The organism is Thalassococcus profundi (genome assembly GCF_003344785.1).
Classification (GTDB): Bacteria; Pseudomonadota; Alphaproteobacteria; order Rhodobacterales; family Rhodobacteraceae; genus Puniceibacterium; species Puniceibacterium profundi.
This window is the reverse complement of sequence record NZ_QPMK01000001.1, coordinates 216571-231886: the sequence shown is the minus strand read 5'-3', so window position 1 is coordinate 231886 and position 15316 is coordinate 216571. Positions and strand designations below refer to the sequence as shown.

Genomic DNA, 15316 nt, shown 5'->3' with positions numbered 1-15316 from the left:
GCTCAGGCTTCTGCCGGCCGCACAAAGACCGGCTGGTCCGGGCTGCTCAGATCGGCGCGGTAGGCATAGCCGCCGGTGTCGAAGTCCCGCAAGGAGTCGGGGTCGGTCAGGCGGTTCTGCACGATGAACCGCGCCATCGCGCCACGCGCGCGCTTTGCATAGAAACTGACGATCTTCGGCACGCCGGTCTTGTCTTCCATGAACTGCGGCGTGACGATCCTGAGGCCCAGTTTCCCTTGCGGCACCGCGCCGAAATATTCCTGACTGGCGCAGTTGACCAGCACATTCGTCCCCAGCGCCTCGGCCTGCGCGCGCAAGCCCTTCGCCAGCGTGTCGCCCCAGTAATCGTAAAGCGACGTGCCACGGCGGGTCTTGAGGCGGCTGCCCATCTCCAGCCGATAGGGCTGGATCGCGTCGCGCGGGCGCAGAAGACCGTAAAGCCCCGACAGGATGCGCAGGTGATCCTGTGCCCAGTCCATGTCCTCGGGATCGAAGGATGTGGCCTCGAGCCCCTGGTAGGTGTCGCCGGCAAAGGCCAGCGCCGCGGGGCGGGTGGCGTCGGTGCCGGGATCGGTGGCGAAGGCGCGGAACCGGTCGCGGTTGAGCCTGGCCAGGTCGTCCGACAGGTCCATCAGCGCCTTGAGCCCGCCCAGCGTAAGGTTACGCGCGGTTTTGGCAAGCCGGACGGCGTCCTCCGCATAGTGCGGCGCGGTCTGCGCCATGTCCCGTTCGCTCCAGTTCAGCCGCTTGGCCGGAGAGATCACCACCAGCATCCGTCGCTCCCGTCGTCGTCGTTCGGGGGCTATCTAGTCCAGCCGGACGGAGCGGGAAAGCCGTTCGGCATGGGATTCGGTCGGGATGTGGCTTTTGGCCGCTTCGGGGGGGGGGCGCCCGTGCCGGACGGTACGATAGACGTCGTCCGATGCGCTTGGGCCTCAGCGCATAAGTATCGCCCCAAGGGGCGATACGAGAGACCAGTCTCTCGTGCTCTCTGAGGGTTATTGTAAACCGAAGAAGGAGCGAGACTTGCGCACCGGGAACAGAGAGGTCAGTCGCGCGTGGCGAGGATGTCGAGGAAGGCGGCGCCGAAGCGGTCCATACGCCTGTCGCCCAGCAGGCGCGCCAAGGGGGCGGAGCCGTCGCTGCGCAGCTCAGCCACCTTGGCCAGCAGGGAGGCAGAGCAGCTCAGCGGCTTCTCGGTGCCGTCGGCACCGCGGGCGAGATCGGCCTGGGCCTGCATCAGCCGGTCGTAGACCGCGCCTTCGCGGCGGCCGGCAAGACGGCGCCGGGTCGGGTGCATCTCTTCGCCGGCGCCGGTGATGACCGACAGGAAATCGGCGCCGTATCGTTCGAGCTTCTTGGCGCCGACACCGCTGATCCGGGCCATGGCATCAAGGCTGTCGGGCCGGGTTTCTGCCATTTCGATCAGGGTCTTGTCGGGAAAGATCACGTAAGCGGGCACATGCGCGGCCTCGGCCAAGGCGCGTCGCCTGGCCTTGAGCGCCGAAAGCAGCGGCGCGTCCTCGTCGCTGACCATGGCGCGGACGGCGGGGCGGCGCTCGGCCGCCTGCATCGTGTCGCGGCGCAGGTCGATCGTCTCTTCGCCGCGCAGGAGCGGGCGGGCGGATTCGGTCATCACCAGCGCGCCGTGGCGGCTGGCGTCGGGACGCATCAGGTCGCGGCCCATCATCTGCCGGAACACCGATTGCCACTGCAGGCGGCTGAGGTCGCGGCCGACGCCGAAGGTCGGCAGGCCGTCGTGTCCGCGCTGGCGGATCTTGTCCGTCTCGTTGCCGGTCAGGATGTCGATCAGGTGCCCGGCGCCGAAGCTTTCGCCGGTGCGCAAGGCTGCCGACAGGGCCTTGCGCACCGCCTCGGTGCCGTCGAAGGATTCGGGCGGGCTGTCGCAGAGGTCGCAGTTGCCGCAGGGGTCATGGCTTTCGCCGAAATAACGCAGCAGCTGTTGACGCCGGCAGCCCAGGGCCTCGGCCAGACCGAGCAGCGCATTCAGGCGGCCATGATCGGCGGCCTGACGCTCTGCCGGGGCCAGACCTTCGTCGATCTGCGCGCGGCGCAGGCGGATGTCGTCGGCGCCGTAGAGCGTCAGCGTTTCGGCCGGGGCGCCGTCGCGCCCGGCGCGGCCGATTTCCTGGTAGTAGCTTTCGATGCTTTTCGGCAGGTCCGCGTGCGCGACCCAGCGGATGTCGGGCTTGTCGACGCCCATGCCGAAGGCGACCGTGGCCACGACGATCAGCCCGTCCTCTGTGGCGAAACGTTCCTCGACATGGCGGCGTGCCTCGGCCTCCATCCCGCCGTGGTAGGCACAGGCGAGGTGGCCGGCCTCGGTGAGCGCCCGCGACAGGGTCTCGGTCTTGGCCCGGGTGCCGCAGTAGACGATGCCCGACTGGCCCTTGCGCGCCGCGGCGAAACTCAGGATCTGGTTGCGGGGATTGTTCTTGGCGGCGAAGGCCAGGTGAATGTTCGGCCGGTCGAAGCCGCGCAGGAAGGTCTGCGGTGCCGTGCCGTCGAAGAGCCGGGTGACGATCTCGATCTGCGTTTCCGCATCCGCGGTGGCGGTGAAGGCGGCCAGCGGCACGTCGAGCGCCCGGCGCAATTCGCCGATGCGCAGGTAGTCGGGGCGGAAATCGTGGCCCCATTGGCTGACGCAATGCGCCTCGTCGACGGCGATGAGCGACACGCCCGCCTGCGAGAGCATCCGCTGAGTGCCGGCGTTCGCCAGCCGTTCGGGCGCGAGATAGAGCAGTTTCAGCGTACCGGCGTGCAACTGGACCCAGACCGCGTCGGTTTCCTCTTCTGTGTTGCCCGAGGTCAGGGCGCCCGCGGCGACGCCCGCTTCGCGCAGTCCGCGGACCTGGTCGCGCATCAGGGCAATGAGCGGCGAAATCACCACGGTCACGCCGGGACGCATCAACGCGGGCAACTGGAAACACAGGGATTTGCCGCCGCCCGTGGGCATGATCGCCAGCACGTTTTCGCCCTGCGCCACGGCCTCGACGATTTCGCCTTGGCCGGGACGGAAGGCATCGAATCCAAAGACGTCACGCAGCAGCGTGTCGGCGCCGGAAAGATCGCGGGGCATCGGGCAACCTGTCGGTTTTGTCTATATCTGCTCTTATTGCGACAGTCGCATACTAAGAATCGGTTAACAAGACAGGGACGCCCGCCACGGCTTCATCTTGCCAATAAACCTCCGGGGGTGTCGCGGCTAGCCGCGACGGGGGCAGAGCCCCCTCCTGCATCAGTAGCTGTAGAAATATCCGGCGTTGTTGGCGAGGATGATGCGCAGCGCATAGACGCCGATCAGGGCCACCAGCGGCGCGAGGTCGATGCCGCCCATGGCCGGCAGGATGCGGCGGATGCGGGAATAGATCGGCTCCAGCAGGCGGTTCAGGCCGTCCCAGATCTGTGCCACCAGAGGCTGACGCAGGTTCAGCACCTGGAAATTGATCAGCCACGACATGATCACGTGGGCGATGATGAAGAACCACACCACGTCGAGCAGCAGCATCAGGATCTGGAAAAGCGATTGCATCTGGCCGGGCCTCTTGCGTTGAACCGCCCCAGACCTAAGCGCCGCCTGACCAAAGGGCAAGAGTGCCGCGAGGTCGCGGTTGACGCGGCGCGGCCGGTGGCGGACTCCGGGGTCTGAAAGGAGCCTGCCCATGTATCCCTTCCTGCGCCTGGCCAAGGATCTCTGGATCACCCGCAACGCGCCGCCTCTGGAGCCGTTCGAGACCCATGTGTCGCAGCACATCTGCTGGCCCTGGGATCTCGATTTCTGGAACGAGCTCAACAACGGCCGGACGCTGACGCTGTATGATCTGGGGCGCATCCCGATGGCACGGCGGGCCGGGCTGATCGCGGCGATGAAGCGCGAGCGCTGGGGGCTGGCCATCGCTGGGGCGTCAGTGCGCTACCGCCGGCGGGTGCACGGGATGGAGCGGATCGAGATGCGCTCGCGCCTGCTGTGCTGGGATGCGCGGTTCATGTATATTGAGCAGAGCATGTGGAAACGGACCGGCGACTGTGCCAGCCACGCGCTGTATCGCGCGGCGGTCACCGACCGGAACGGCATCGTCGGGACGGACCGCGTGCGCGCGGCGATCGGTGTCGAGGGCGAGGCGCCCGAGGTTCCGACCTGGGTGCGGGCCTGGATCGACGCCGAGGACGCCCGGCCTTGGCCGCCGATGCAGGACTGAAGGCAGGTTTCGGTCGCAAGATCGGTCGGAGCCTGCCTCGGAATGCTTGCCCAACCGGCGGCCAGCCCCCGAACGCCGGGAAAACCGGGGGCCAGCCCCCGGACCCCCGGAGGTTTATAGGCAAGATGAAGGCCCGGACGGCAGCGCGCTCTTGCGCCGTGGCGCGCGGGCGGGTCATATCGCGGCAAACGGGGGGCGACATGGCACAACCTTCACCGCGCAAGCGCATCTGGGGCTGGTTCTTTTTCGACTGGGCGAGCCAGCCCTACAACACGCTTTTGCTGACCTTCATTTTCGGGCCCTACGTGACCCAGGTGCTGGGCGACGGGACGGCGGCGCAGACGGCCTGGGGCTTTGGCATCGGGGCGGCGGGCGTCGTCATCGCGGTGCTGGCGCCGGTTCTGGGAGCGCTCGCGGATACCGGCGGCAACCGGCTGCGCTGGATCTGGGGGTTCTCGGCGCTTTTCGTGATCGGGTCTGGGATGCTCTGGTTCGCCGAGCCCAATGATTTCGATCTCTACCGGACCCTGTTCTTCTTCGCGCTGGGCCTCATCGGCATGGAGTTCGCGACGATCTTCACCAATGCCATGCTGCCCGACCTCGGCCCGCGCGACCAGATCGGCAAGCTGTCGGGCAACGGCTGGGCCTTCGGCTATGTCGGCGGGCTGGTGACGCTGGTGATCATGCTGACGCTCTTTGCCGAAAGCGGCGACAGCGGGCGCACGATGATCGGTCTCCCGCCGATCCTGGGCCTCGATCCGGCGCAGCTCGAGGGGACGCGGTTCGTCGGGCCGCTGACGGCGCTCTGGTACGCGGTCTTCATGATCCCGTTCTTTCTCTGGGTGCGCGATCCGCGGCCCGTGAAAGCGCCGCAGGGGGCTCTGGGCTTGGCGCTGCGCGATCTTCGCGGCACGCTGAAAGGACTGCCGCGGACACCGTCGCTTTTCGCCTATCTCGCCAGTTCGATGTTCTACCGCGACGGGCTGAACGGCATGTATGCCTTCGGCGGCATCTACGCGGCCGGCGTGCTGGGCTGGTCGGTGGTCGACGTGGGCATCTTCGGAATCAGCGCGATCATCGCCGGCGCGGTTTTTGCCGTCATCGGTGGCCGCGCCGACAGCGCCTTCGGTCCCAAGCCGGTGATCACCGCCTGTATCCTGCTGCTGACGCTTGTGGCGGTGGGCATCGTGCTTGTCAGCCCGACCTCGGTCTTTGGCGTCGCGGTGCCGGAAGGTTCGCCCGCGCCCGACGTCGCCTTCTACGTCTTCGGCGCCACCATCGGAGCGGCGGGCGGGGCGCTGCAATCCGCGAGCCGCACGATGATGGTGCGCCAGGCGGATCCGGCGCGCATGACCGAAGCGTTCGGGCTTTATGCGCTGGCGGGCAAGGCGACGTCGTTCCTGGCGCCGACGCTGATCGGCTTTGCCACCTGGGTCAGCGGATCGCAGCAAATCGGTGTTGCCCCCCTGATCGGGCTTTTCGTGATCGGGCTTTTTCTGCTAGTCTGGGTCAAACCCGACGGAGATCGAGCAGCATGAGATACCCCCTGATCCTGGCGAGCCTTGTCCTTGCCCTGACCGCCTGCGGCGGCGGCAACGACGCGCCCGAGCGCAGCGGCCCGGCCGTCCCCCTGCCCACCGTCGGCGACAGCGCCGGGGTGCTGTCGAGCAAAGAGGCCAAGCAGCTTTTCGGTTACAAGCGCTCCGGTTCGCAACAGGCGCCCGCACCCTACGGCAGCTATGCCAAGGGGTGCGTCGCGGGGGGCGTGGAACTGCCCGAGACCGGCCCGACCTGGCAGGCCATGCGGCTGTCGCGCAATCGCAACTGGGGCCATCCGGAGGTCGTCGATTTCGTCCAGGACCTGTCGCGCAAAGCGGCGCAGCAGCCGGGTTGGAACGGGCTTTACATCGGCGATATCAGCCAGCCGCGGGGCGGGCCGATGCTGTCGGGCCACGCCAGCCACCAGATCGGCCTCGATGCGGATATCTGGATGCTGCCGGCGCAGAACCTGACGCTCAGCCGCCAGCAACGCGAGGAGATCTCGTCGGTGTCGCTGCGCCGGGCCAACGGTGCCTATACCAACGATCAATGGACGCGGCAGCATCACGAGATCATCAAGGCCGCCGCATCCGACCCTCGCACGGCGCGGATCTTCGTTTTTCCCGGCGCCAAGGTGCGGATGTGCAACGACGAGACCGGCGATCGGGCCTACCTGCGCAAGATCCGTCCCTGGTACGGGCATCACTACCATTTCCACGTGCGGCTCAACTGTCCGGCGGGAGCCTCGGGCTGCGTCGACCAGACACCGCCGCCAGCGGGAGACGGCTGCGCCGATGCGCAGGCCTGGGTGAACAACATCCTGAACCCGCCGCCGCCGAAACCGCGCGATCCCAACGCCAAGCCTCCGGCACCGAAGCGGCCTATCACCCTGGCCGATCTGCCGCGGCAATGCGCCGACGTGCTGGCTGCGCAATAACCTCTGCGCATGGCCCGCTCTGTCCTGCTCGGCTTCGCCGCCGTGATGCTTGTTGCCGAGTGCGCGCAGCCTGCCATGGCGCAGCAGGTCGGATATCTGGACCGCATCGAATTGCCCGCTACCTTGCCGGGCGGCCTTTCGGGGCTCGAGATTACCGAAACCGGAAACCGGCTCTTTGCCATCGGGGACCGTGGCCAGATCGTGACTGCACGGGTGGAACGCGATGCCGAAGGGATGCTCGGTCTGTCCGACCTTCGTGTGTGGCCTCTGCGCAACCCCGACGGCAAGGAGGTGCATGGCCTCAGCGCCGATGCCGAAGGGCTGGCTCTGGCGGAGGACGGAACGCTCTTCGTCTCGTTCGAGGGACGCGGCCGGGTCTGGCGCTATGCCGAGCCGGGCGGGCCCGCCACTTATCTGCCGAGGCATCCCGATTTCGACCGCCTTCAGACCAATTCCGGCCTCGAAGCTCTGGCGGTGGACGCGCGCGGGCGGCTTTACACGCTTCCTGAACGGTCGGGTGCGCTGACTCGGCCCTTTCCGGTCTACCGCCTGGCAGGCGGCACCTGGGATCAACCCTTCAGCGTTCCCCGACGCGGCGGGTTCCTTCCGGTCGGTGCCGACATCGGACCGGACGGGCGGTTCTATCTGCTGGAGCGCGCGTTCAATGGGTTTTCCTTCCGGTCCCGTGTTCGACGTTTCGACCTGGGCGAAACGCACCTGTCGGGCGAAGTGACACTGCTCGAGACACCACTCTTTGCCCGCGGCAATCTCGAAGGCCTGTCGGTCTGGCGCGACGGCAGCGGCGTCCTGCGCCTGACCATGGTGGCCGACGACAACGACAACGCGCTGCAACGCCGCGAACTGGTCGAGTATCGCGTGACGGAGTGACTTGCGCCGCCGCCTAGCACGGTTTATGCGCACGCCCGTCCCCACGACGTGGGGGCCAAGTCCCCGCAACCTTGGAAAAACGGGTCCATACACCATGACACGTCACCACCTTCCCGGCATTCTTGCCATGGCCGCCATCGTGCTGGCCTCGAATATCCTCGTGCAGTTCCTCTTCGGCAATTGGCTGACCTGGGGCGCCTTCACCTATCCGCTGGCGTTCCTCGTCACCGACGTGATGAACCGCATCTACGGCGCGCAGGCCGCCCGCCGCGTCGTCTTTGCGGGCTTCGTCACCGGCATCCTGTGCTCTCTGATCGGCACCCAGATCATGTTGCAGGGCGACGGCTACACCTATCCGGCAGTGACCCTTCGCATCGCGCTGGGGTCCGGGATCGCTTTCCTGACCGCGCAGCTGCTGGACGTGGCGATCTTCGACCGGCTGCGGCAGGGCGCCTGGTGGCGCGCACCGCTGGCCTCGACGTTGGTGGGCAGCAGCGTGGACACGGCGCTGTTCTTCACCATCGCCTTTTCCGGCGCGCTGGCGTTCCTCGAACCCGGCAACGACGTCGCCTGGGCCGGAGACATGCTGCCGCTCCTAGGCGCAGGCCCAGAGGCGCCGCTCTGGGTGTCGCTCGCGGTGGCCGACTGGAGCGTGAAGCTGGCGCTGGCGCTCATCGCGCTCATCCCCTTCCGGCTGATCGTTTCCTGGGCACTGTCGCAAAAATCTTTGGCCTGAATCAAAAAACGCTTTGCGATTCAAACATCCCGTGCGACTCTTTCAGTGAGTTCAACAAAACTGAAAGGAGGTGATCCAGTGTCGAGAGAAACATTGGAGAGAGGTGTCGGAACAGTTCGGAGGATCGCGCCCTAGGGCAGCCCCGCGGGTCAAGCGACCCCCGAATTGGTGAGCGCCTAACCGGCCCCACCTCCTTAATTCTCGAAGGGCCGTCCGACATCGGGCGGCCCTTTTTGAACGGATGAACGCCCATGCTGCGGATCAACGATCGGATCGCCATAGAGGACTGGGAGCTGACCGAACAGTTCATCCGCGCCTCGGGTCCCGGCGGTCAGAACGTCAACAAGGTGTCGAGCGCGGTGGAACTGCGGTTCGAGGCGGAACGCTCGCCGAACCTGCCGCCGCCGGTCAAGACCCGGCTGCGCAAGCTCGCCGGGCGCCGCTGGACCAAGGACGGCGCCCTGGTGCTGCAGGTCGACGAGACCCGGAGCCAGGCGCGCAACCGCGACATCGCAAGGGACAGGCTGGCGGAACTGATCGCCAAGGCCTGCGAAAAACCCAAGCGCCGGGTGCCGACGCGGCCCACGCTGGGCTCCAAGAAACGCCGGCTCAAGGCCAAGAAGGTGCGCGGTGAAGTGAAGGCGCTGCGTGGCAAGGTCGATCCGGACTGAACCGTCGCCGGGACTTCGCCCTGCCCGCGCGAAGGCGTGGACTCCCCGGAGGTGTCCCGCGAGTTTTGCATCGTAAAACTTCCGGTCCAAGATGAAGTCGGAGCGCTGCGCCCGAGATTCATCTTGCCCATAAACCTCCCGCCGGAGGCTCCGGCGATTGCATCGCGCGCGAGATCAGAACCGTTCGAGCAGACGCTCCAGATATTCCAGCTCTTCGTCGGGCCGTTCGCCATCGCCCGAGCGGCGGCGGATTTCGTCGAGCAACTCGCGCGCGCGGCGGTAGACGTCTTCGCTGCCCAGCATGTTTTCGTCCGATCCGATCTGGCCGTTCGATCCGGCGTTTCGCCCCAGCGGATCGCGTTGCGCGCCGGGCTCCGTGCCTTCGGCCATGCCCTGCTGGCCGGGGTTTTCGCCCTGCTGCTGCGCCATGGCCTCGCCGAGGTTCCGCATGCCTTCGCGCAGGGCTTCCATCGCTTCGGATTGCTGGTCCATCGCTCCGGCAAGATCGTTGCCGCGCAGCGCCTCTTCGGCGCCTTCCATGGCGCCTTCGGCGCGGCCGAGCGACTCGCGCGCCGCGTCGCCTTCCTCGGTGCCGGCGCCGGGCAGGTTGCCGCGCTGGCGATTCAACTCGTCGCGCAGGGCGCGCTGCCGGTCGGCGAGGCTTTCTTCCAGCGATTGCTGACCCTGGCCCTGACCCTGTTGCTGGCCTTGCCCCTGGCCTTGGCCCTGACCCTGCTGCTGGCCTTGCTGGCCCTGTCCGCGCTGACCCTGCTGGCCCTGGCCCTGTTGGCCCTGCTGTTGCCCCTGCTGCTGCCCGGGCTGTTCGCCCTGGCGCTGCTGGCCGGGGTTGAACTGCTCCTGCATGTCGCGGAAGGCCTGATCGGACAGCTCCTGCTGTTCGCGCAGCGTCTCGGCCAGATCGTCCATCGCCTGCTGACCCGGAGAGGGCTGCCCCTGGCCCTGGCCCTGAGTGACCTGCATGTTCTCCATCATCTCGCGCAGCTCTTCCAGCGCCTGCTGCGCTTCGGCCATGCGGCCCTGTTCCATCAGTTCCTGGATGCGGTCCATCATGCGCTGCAGGTCGTTCTGGCTCATCTCCATGCCCTGCTGGTTCTCGCCCATCTGCTCGCCGTTCTGTTCGGCGTCGCGCTGGGCCTGCTGAGCCAGCTGGCGCATGTAGTCGTCCGTGGCCTCGCGCAGCTCCTGCATGAGCTCGGCGATCTCCTGGTCGGAGGCGCCGTTCTTCATCGCCTCGGACAGCCGGTCCTGCGCCCGTTGCAGGCGTTGCAGCGCGTCTTCGAGGTTGCCTTCCTCGAGAAGCAGGGCGAAGTCCCACATCGCCTCGGCCAGTTCGGCCTGCTGGTCGTCGGTGATGCCGTGGTCGTCGAAGGCTTCGAGCCGCCGCAGGATGGTCTTGAGCCGCAGGTAATGCACCGCAGACCGGAACGCGTCGTCGGGGCGGTTGGAAATGGCCCGCAGGATCTGGCTGATGTCGCCGGCATTGTCGCGGTTCCAGAGCAGCGCCTGCCGCTGTTCGATCACCGCCGCCGCCATCGGATCGAAGAACCGGCGGCCGGGCAGGGTCAGAACCTCGTCCACGGAGGTGCCGGTCTGGCCGGCCGCATCGGTGACCTCGAGCGAGATCGTCACCGGCAGGTTGGCCCAGGGATGTTCGGAGAAGTTGTCGATCATCGCCTCGGTGAACTCGGACCGGTCGCCGGCGATGGGCATCGGCAGCGGCACCTCGATGGTGCTGCGCGGCTCCGGCTCGCGCGCCAGGCCGTAGCGGCGGGTGACATCCTCCACTGCCAGCTCGATCCGGGCGACACCGGCAGTCACGGCATAATCGTCGCTGGCGACGAAGGGCAGCGAGGCTTCGCCGTCGTAGGTCACTTCGAAATCGCCGTCGCGGGCCACGGTGGGCGCGGCGTCGGGCGCCATCACCACATCCCAGACGCGGCCGCCGTCGCCTTCGATCGCCACCTGGCCGGATTGCACGACAGTGAAATCCTGCGCGGTCTCGGCCGCGGCCTCTTCGTTCGGCAGGGGGACGCCGGACACCGATTCGGCGACCGTCAGCGCCCCGGCCTCACCATACAGCCGCAGCGTGATGCGGGCGCCTTCGGGGGCGGTCAGTTCAGCGGCGGAAATGTCGTTGAGGTAGACCGAGGGCAGGCGGGTGTAGGCGGGCGGCTCCATCCAGCCTTCCCAGGTCGGGCCGGAGGCGAGCCCGCTGTTGCCGGGGCCCATGCCGGTCACCGATTGCACCCGCAGCACCGACCCGAAAAGCAGCGCCGCACAAAGCGCCGTCAGCGCCACGTAGCGCAGGGCGAAGGGATCGTTGCGGGCGACGCGCAGGTCCGGTTCCACCGCGCGCGCCTCGGCCAGCCGGGCGCGCATCCGCGCCTGGTGCGCCTGCCACACTGCCAGCGATGCGGCATCGCTGCCGCCGATGGCCTGCGTGTCGCGCACGGTCTGGATCGGCCGCCCGGCCATGGTCGCATCGAGCCGGTCCAACGCCTCCTGATACGCGGGCAGGCGGAATCGCCGCACGCCCCAAGCCAGAGCGACAAGGGCAGCGATCAGCGTCACGGCACCTGCGGCCCAGACGACCTCGGTGCGGACCATGTCCTGCAGGCCCAGCATCAGCGCTGCCAGCACCACGATGAGCACCGACCACAGCGGCCAGAAGGCGCGCACGACGCGTTCGGCCAGCATGCCGAGCCGGGTCAGACGCAGCGGCCAGCGCAGGGTGGAAAGGATGGGCTTGGGCAGCGGCGGTTGCGATGCCATGGACGCTCCTGCGGGTTCGGTCGCAGGAAGGATGCCCTACAACCACGCAGGAATGGTATCGCGGGATATGATTTCGTCAAAGGTCGGGCGCGCCCGGATGACCGCAAAGTGATCGTCTTTCACCAAAACTTCCGGAATCAGCGGCCGGGTGTTGTATTCCGAAGACATCACCGCGCCGTAGGCGCCCGCCGAACGGAAGGCGACCAGATCGCCTGCCTGAATTTGCGGCAGCATGCGGCCCTTGGCAAAGGTGTCGCCGGATTCGCAGACGGGCCCGACCACGTCATAGGCCATCTGTTCGGCGCCCGGCGCGGGTTCGATGACCGGCACGATGTCGTGCCAGGCGTCGTACATTGCGGGCCGGATCAGGTCGTTCATCGCCGCGTCGAGGATCAGGAACTGCCGGTCCTCGCCTTCCTTGACGTAGATCGCCTCGCTCACCAGAAGCCCTGCGTTGCCGACGATCAGCCGTCCCGGCTCGATCTCGATCTCGCAGCCCAGATGCCCAACCGTGCGCTTGATGAGCGCGCCGAAATCGGTGGGCAGCGGCGGGGCCTCGTTCGAACGGGTGTAGGGAATGCCAAGGCCTCCGCCCAGGTCCAGCCGCCGGATGTCGTGGCCGTCGGCGCGCAGCGTCTCGGTCAGCTCCGCAACCTTCAGGAAGGCCGCCTCGAACGGCGCGAGGTCGGTGAGCTGGCTGCCGATGTGCACATCGATGCCGATCACCTCGATCCCCGGCAGCGCCGCGGCCTCGGCATAGACGGCGCGGGCGCGGCTGATCGGGATACCGAACTTGTTCTCCGACTTCCCGGTCGAAATCTTGGCGTGGGTCTTGGCGTCGACATCCGGGTTGACCCGGATCGTCACCGGCACGACCTGGCCCATGGCGCTGGCGATCTCGCTCAGCAACCGCATCTCGGGCTCGCTTTCCAGGTTGAACTGGCGGATGCCTCCGGTCAGCGCCTGCGCGATTTCGGCCCGCGTCTTGCCGACGCCGGAAAACACGATGCGGTCGCCGGGCACGCCAGCGGCGCGCGCACGAGCGTATTCGCCGCCCGACACCACGTCCATGCCCGCGCCGAGCGCCGCGAGGGTCCGCAGGATGGCCTGGTTGCTGGCCGCCTTCATGGCATAGCAGACCAGGTGTTCGGTGCCCGACAGCGCCTCGTCGAAGAGCCGGAAGTGGCGTTCGAGCGTGGCGGTGGAATAGACGTAGAAGGGCGTGCCGACCGCGGCGGCGATATCGGCGATCGCCACGTCCTCGGCGTAAAGCGCGCCGTCGCGGTAGAGGAAATGATCCATGCCAGGCCTCTCGGGTACAGTTGCCGCCCCATACCCCAGCGCAGCCGGCAGGGCCAGACCCCAGCGCATTGCCAAAAGAACTTGGATGCCTCCGGCGGAAAAATTTTTTTCAACCGGAGAAAGGCTGGTGGTCTTCTTCGGTTTTCAAATMCCTCGGGGGGTGKGGGGGGCTGGCCCCCCACTCTTCGCCGGTGCCGGATCAGAGCCGTTCGATGGCCAGCGCGATGCCCTGGCCGCCGCCGATGCACATGGTGATGAGCGCACGGGTGCCGCCCGTGCGCTCCAGTTCGTAAAGCGCCTTGACCGTGAGGATCGCGCCGGTGGCGCCGACCGGGTGGCCCAGGGCGATGGCGCCGCCGCTGGGGTTCACCTTGGCCGCGTCCAGCCCCAGCTCCTTGTTGACCGCCAGCGCCTGCGCGGCGAAGGCCTCGTTGCTTTCGATGACGTCGAAATCTCCGGCGCTCAGCCCGGTCTTTTCCATCAGTTTGCGCACCGCCGGGACCGGCCCGATGCCCATGACCTCGGGCCGCACGCCGGCATGGGCGTAGCCCAGCACGCGCGCGCGAGGTTTCAGACCGGCGGAGTCGGCCGCCGACGCCCGGGCAAAGACCAAAGCCGCGGCGCCGTCGTTGATGCCGCTGGCATTGCCCGCCGTGACCGTGCCGTCTTTCTTGAAGACCGGTTTCAGCCCGGCGAGTTTTTCGAGGCTGGTCTGCTTGGGATGTTCGTCGGTGTCGAAGGCCACGGTGTCGCGCTTGACCTTCACCTCGACCGGCACGATCTGCTCGGCGAACCGGCCTTCGGCGATGGCTTTTGCCGCGCGCTCCTGGCTTTCCATGGCAAAGGCGTCCTGCGCTTCGCGGCTGATGTCATGCTCGCCCGAGACATTCTCGGCCGTGACGCCCATGTGGCCGGTGCCGAAGGGGCAGTTGAGCGCGCCCAGCATCATGTCGAGCGTGCGGATGTCGCCCATCTTGGCGCCCCAGCGCTGGTCCGGGATGATGAAGGGCGAGCGCGACATGTTCTCGGCGCCGCCCGCCAGCGCGAAATCGGCGTCGCCCAGCATCAGGGATTGCACCGCCGAGACGATGGCCTGCGCGCCGGACCCGCAGAGCCGGTTGACGTTCATCGCGGGGGTGGTATCGGGAATGCCCGCCTCCATCGCGGCGACCCGGCTCAGGTACATGTCGCGCGGTTCTGTGTTGATGACGTGGCCAAAGACCACGTGGCCGATCTGGCCTCCCTCGACGCCCGCGCGCTCCAGCGCGGCTTTGGCGACAACGGCGCCCAGCGCGATGGGCGGGGTGCCGGCGAGACGGCCGCCGAAAGTGCCGATGGCGGTGCGCGCGGCGCTCAGGATGACGATATCGTCGGACATGGGGGTCTCCTCTCTGGTCTGGCTGGACTATGCGCGCGGGCAAGCGAGTTGTCAGCCGCGACGTGCCGTCAGGGTGCGGCTCTTCAAGCCCTGGCGGGCTTTCTTCGCCGCGTCCCGCCCGCGGCGCATTGACAGGATGCGGGTGGGCGGGCATCACATCCCATATGACGGACGATGCCGACGATATCCTGCAACGCTTGCCCGCGCGGCTCAAGGAAGCGCGGCGCGCGCAGGGGCTGTCGCTGGACGCGGTGGCCAAGCTGTCGGGTGTGTCGCGGTCGATGGTGAGCCAGATCGAGCGCGGATCGTCCTCGCCCACCATCGCCACGCTCTGGAACCTCACCCGCGCGCTGCAGGTTGATTTCGCAGGGCTGCTGGACGGTGCGGCGGGGGCCTCGCAGATCGAGGTGCTGCGCGGTGCCGAAGTGCCAACCATCGACAACCGCGGCACCGCCTGCCGCCTGCGCATCCTGTCGCCGCCGGAAGAGGCCGGGCGACACGAGGTCTACGAGCTTGTTCTCGGCCCCGGTGGCGCGCTGGTCAGCGACCCGCACCGGCGCGGCGCGCGCGAGCATCTGACGGTGATCGAGGGGCATCTTTCGGTGCAATCCGGCGAGAATACCGTTGTGCTGTGCGCAGGAGACACGGCGCGGTACGCGGCGGACGTGGCGCATGGTATCCGCACCGAGGACGGCACGGCGCGGGCATTCCTTGTGGTGCAGGACGCCTGAAGGTTTCGCGGGTGTTGGCATTTGGCAGCGAGGGGCCAGCCCCTCGCGCTCCCTGGAGATTTATTGGCAAGATGAAGATGATACGTTCCGTAATAATGGAAAATTTCCGCTTTAGTGAATT

General features: G+C 67.4%; 13 protein-coding genes. 7 read left to right on the top strand and 6 right to left on the bottom strand.

Translation table 11 applies throughout. The annotated features are described in order from the left end of the window. Window positions 1-2: 2 nt before the first annotated feature. The 3 genes from yaaA to DU478_RS01065 all read right to left on the bottom strand — a co-directional run bounded on the left by yaaA (window position 3) and on the right by DU478_RS01065 (window position 3553). Entirely contained in the window at window positions 3-773 is a 771-nt protein-coding gene (yaaA, locus tag DU478_RS01075) for a peroxide stress protein YaaA (RefSeq protein WP_114509074.1), read from the bottom strand. A 275-nt stretch (window positions 774-1048) separates the two neighbouring features. Then, complete coding sequence (recQ, locus tag DU478_RS01070) at window positions 1049-3100, bottom strand: DNA helicase RecQ (protein WP_114509073.1); 2052 nt, start codon at window positions 3098-3100, stop codon at window positions 1049-1051. 159 nt (window positions 3101-3259) lie between these two features. Continuing rightward, window positions 3260-3553, bottom strand: a complete 294-nt coding sequence (locus DU478_RS01065; RefSeq protein ID WP_114509072.1) for a YggT family protein — start codon at window positions 3551-3553, stop codon at window positions 3260-3262. A gap of 130 nt (window positions 3554-3683) precedes the next feature. Between DU478_RS01065 and DU478_RS01060 the strand changes: the two genes are divergently transcribed. The 6 genes from DU478_RS01060 (at window position 3684) to arfB (ending at window position 8991) form a co-directional block, all read left to right on the top strand. Further along, entirely contained in the window at window positions 3684-4220 is a 537-nt protein-coding gene (locus DU478_RS01060) for an acyl-CoA thioesterase (protein WP_114509071.1), read from the top strand. A 200-nt stretch (window positions 4221-4420) separates the two neighbouring features. Beyond that, complete coding sequence (locus tag DU478_RS01055; RefSeq protein ID WP_114509070.1) at window positions 4421-5758, top strand: MFS transporter; 1338 nt, start codon at window positions 4421-4423, stop codon at window positions 5756-5758. Beyond that, window positions 5755-6696 (top strand): penicillin-insensitive murein endopeptidase, encoded by a 942-nt coding sequence (gene mepA, locus DU478_RS01050; RefSeq protein WP_114509069.1) that lies wholly within the window; start codon window positions 5755-5757, stop codon window positions 6694-6696. Before DU478_RS01055 ends, mepA begins: the two co-directional genes overlap by 4 nt. Before the next feature lie 9 nt (window positions 6697-6705). Continuing rightward, window positions 6706-7584: an esterase-like activity of phytase family protein gene (locus DU478_RS01045; RefSeq protein ID WP_233501077.1), complete on the top strand. Its 879-nt coding sequence runs from the start codon at window positions 6706-6708 to the stop codon at window positions 7582-7584. Between the two features lie 94 nt (window positions 7585-7678). Next, window positions 7679-8320: a queuosine precursor transporter gene (locus tag DU478_RS01040; protein WP_114509068.1), complete on the top strand. Its 642-nt coding sequence runs from the start codon at window positions 7679-7681 to the stop codon at window positions 8318-8320. A 251-nt stretch (window positions 8321-8571) separates the two neighbouring features. After that, window positions 8572-8991: an alternative ribosome rescue aminoacyl-tRNA hydrolase ArfB gene (gene arfB, locus DU478_RS01035; RefSeq protein ID WP_114509067.1), complete on the top strand. Its 420-nt coding sequence runs from the start codon at window positions 8572-8574 to the stop codon at window positions 8989-8991. A 174-nt stretch (window positions 8992-9165) separates the two neighbouring features. Here arfB and DU478_RS01030 read toward each other — a convergent pair whose 3' ends face one another. The 3 genes from DU478_RS01030 to DU478_RS01020 form a co-directional block, all read right to left on the bottom strand. Next, window positions 9166-11784 carry a TIGR02302 family protein gene (locus tag DU478_RS01030; protein WP_233501076.1) on the bottom strand — a complete coding sequence of 873 codons (2619 nt, stop codon included), beginning with the start codon at window positions 11782-11784 and terminating at the stop codon, window positions 9166-9168. A 36-nt stretch (window positions 11785-11820) separates the two neighbouring features. Further along, window positions 11821-13086, bottom strand: a complete 1266-nt coding sequence (lysA, locus tag DU478_RS01025; RefSeq protein WP_114509066.1) for a diaminopimelate decarboxylase — start codon at window positions 13084-13086, stop codon at window positions 11821-11823. A 199-nt stretch (window positions 13087-13285) separates the two neighbouring features. Next, window positions 13286-14464: an acetyl-CoA C-acyltransferase family protein gene (locus DU478_RS01020; protein WP_114509065.1), complete on the bottom strand. Its 1179-nt coding sequence runs from the start codon at window positions 14462-14464 to the stop codon at window positions 13286-13288. 164 nt (window positions 14465-14628) lie between these two features. Here DU478_RS01020 and DU478_RS01015 point away from each other — a divergent pair, with 164 nt between their 5' ends. After that, entirely contained in the window at window positions 14629-15195 is a 567-nt protein-coding gene (locus DU478_RS01015) for a helix-turn-helix domain-containing protein (protein ID WP_114509064.1), read from the top strand. The last annotated feature ends 121 nt before the right edge of the window (window positions 15196-15316 follow it).

Excerpts from the sequence above, each read along its gene's own strand:
- DU478_RS01030 (WP_233501076.1), bottom strand. The coding sequence starts at position 11,784 with ATGGCATCGCAACCGCCGCTGCCCAAGCCCATCCTTTCCACCCTGCGC.
- DU478_RS01060 (WP_114509071.1), top strand. The coding sequence starts at position 3,684 with ATGTATCCCTTCCTGCGCCTGGCCAAGGATCTCTGGATCACCCGCAAC.
- DU478_RS01045 (WP_233501077.1), top strand. The coding sequence starts at position 6,706 with ATGGCCCGCTCTGTCCTGCTCGGCTTCGCCGCCGTGATGCTTGTTGCC.
- DU478_RS01055 (WP_114509070.1), top strand. The coding sequence starts at position 4,421 with ATGGCACAACCTTCACCGCGCAAGCGCATCTGGGGCTGGTTCTTTTTC.
- recQ (WP_114509073.1), bottom strand. The coding sequence starts at position 3,100 with ATGCCCCGCGATCTTTCCGGCGCCGACACGCTGCTGCGTGACGTCTTT.
- mepA (WP_114509069.1), top strand. The coding sequence starts at position 5,755 with ATGAGATACCCCCTGATCCTGGCGAGCCTTGTCCTTGCCCTGACCGCC.
- lysA (WP_114509066.1), bottom strand. The coding sequence starts at position 13,086 with ATGGATCATTTCCTCTACCGCGACGGCGCGCTTTACGCCGAGGACGTG.
- DU478_RS01020 (WP_114509065.1), bottom strand. The coding sequence starts at position 14,464 with ATGTCCGACGATATCGTCATCCTGAGCGCCGCGCGCACCGCCATCGGC.
- arfB (WP_114509067.1), top strand. The coding sequence starts at position 8,572 with ATGCTGCGGATCAACGATCGGATCGCCATAGAGGACTGGGAGCTGACC.
- yaaA (WP_114509074.1), bottom strand. The coding sequence starts at position 773 with ATGCTGGTGGTGATCTCTCCGGCCAAGCGGCTGAACTGGAGCGAACGG.
- DU478_RS01065 (WP_114509072.1), bottom strand. The coding sequence starts at position 3,553 with ATGCAATCGCTTTTCCAGATCCTGATGCTGCTGCTCGACGTGGTGTGG.
- DU478_RS01015 (WP_114509064.1), top strand. The coding sequence starts at position 14,629 with ATGACGGACGATGCCGACGATATCCTGCAACGCTTGCCCGCGCGGCTC.
- DU478_RS01040 (WP_114509068.1), top strand. The coding sequence starts at position 7,679 with ATGACACGTCACCACCTTCCCGGCATTCTTGCCATGGCCGCCATCGTG.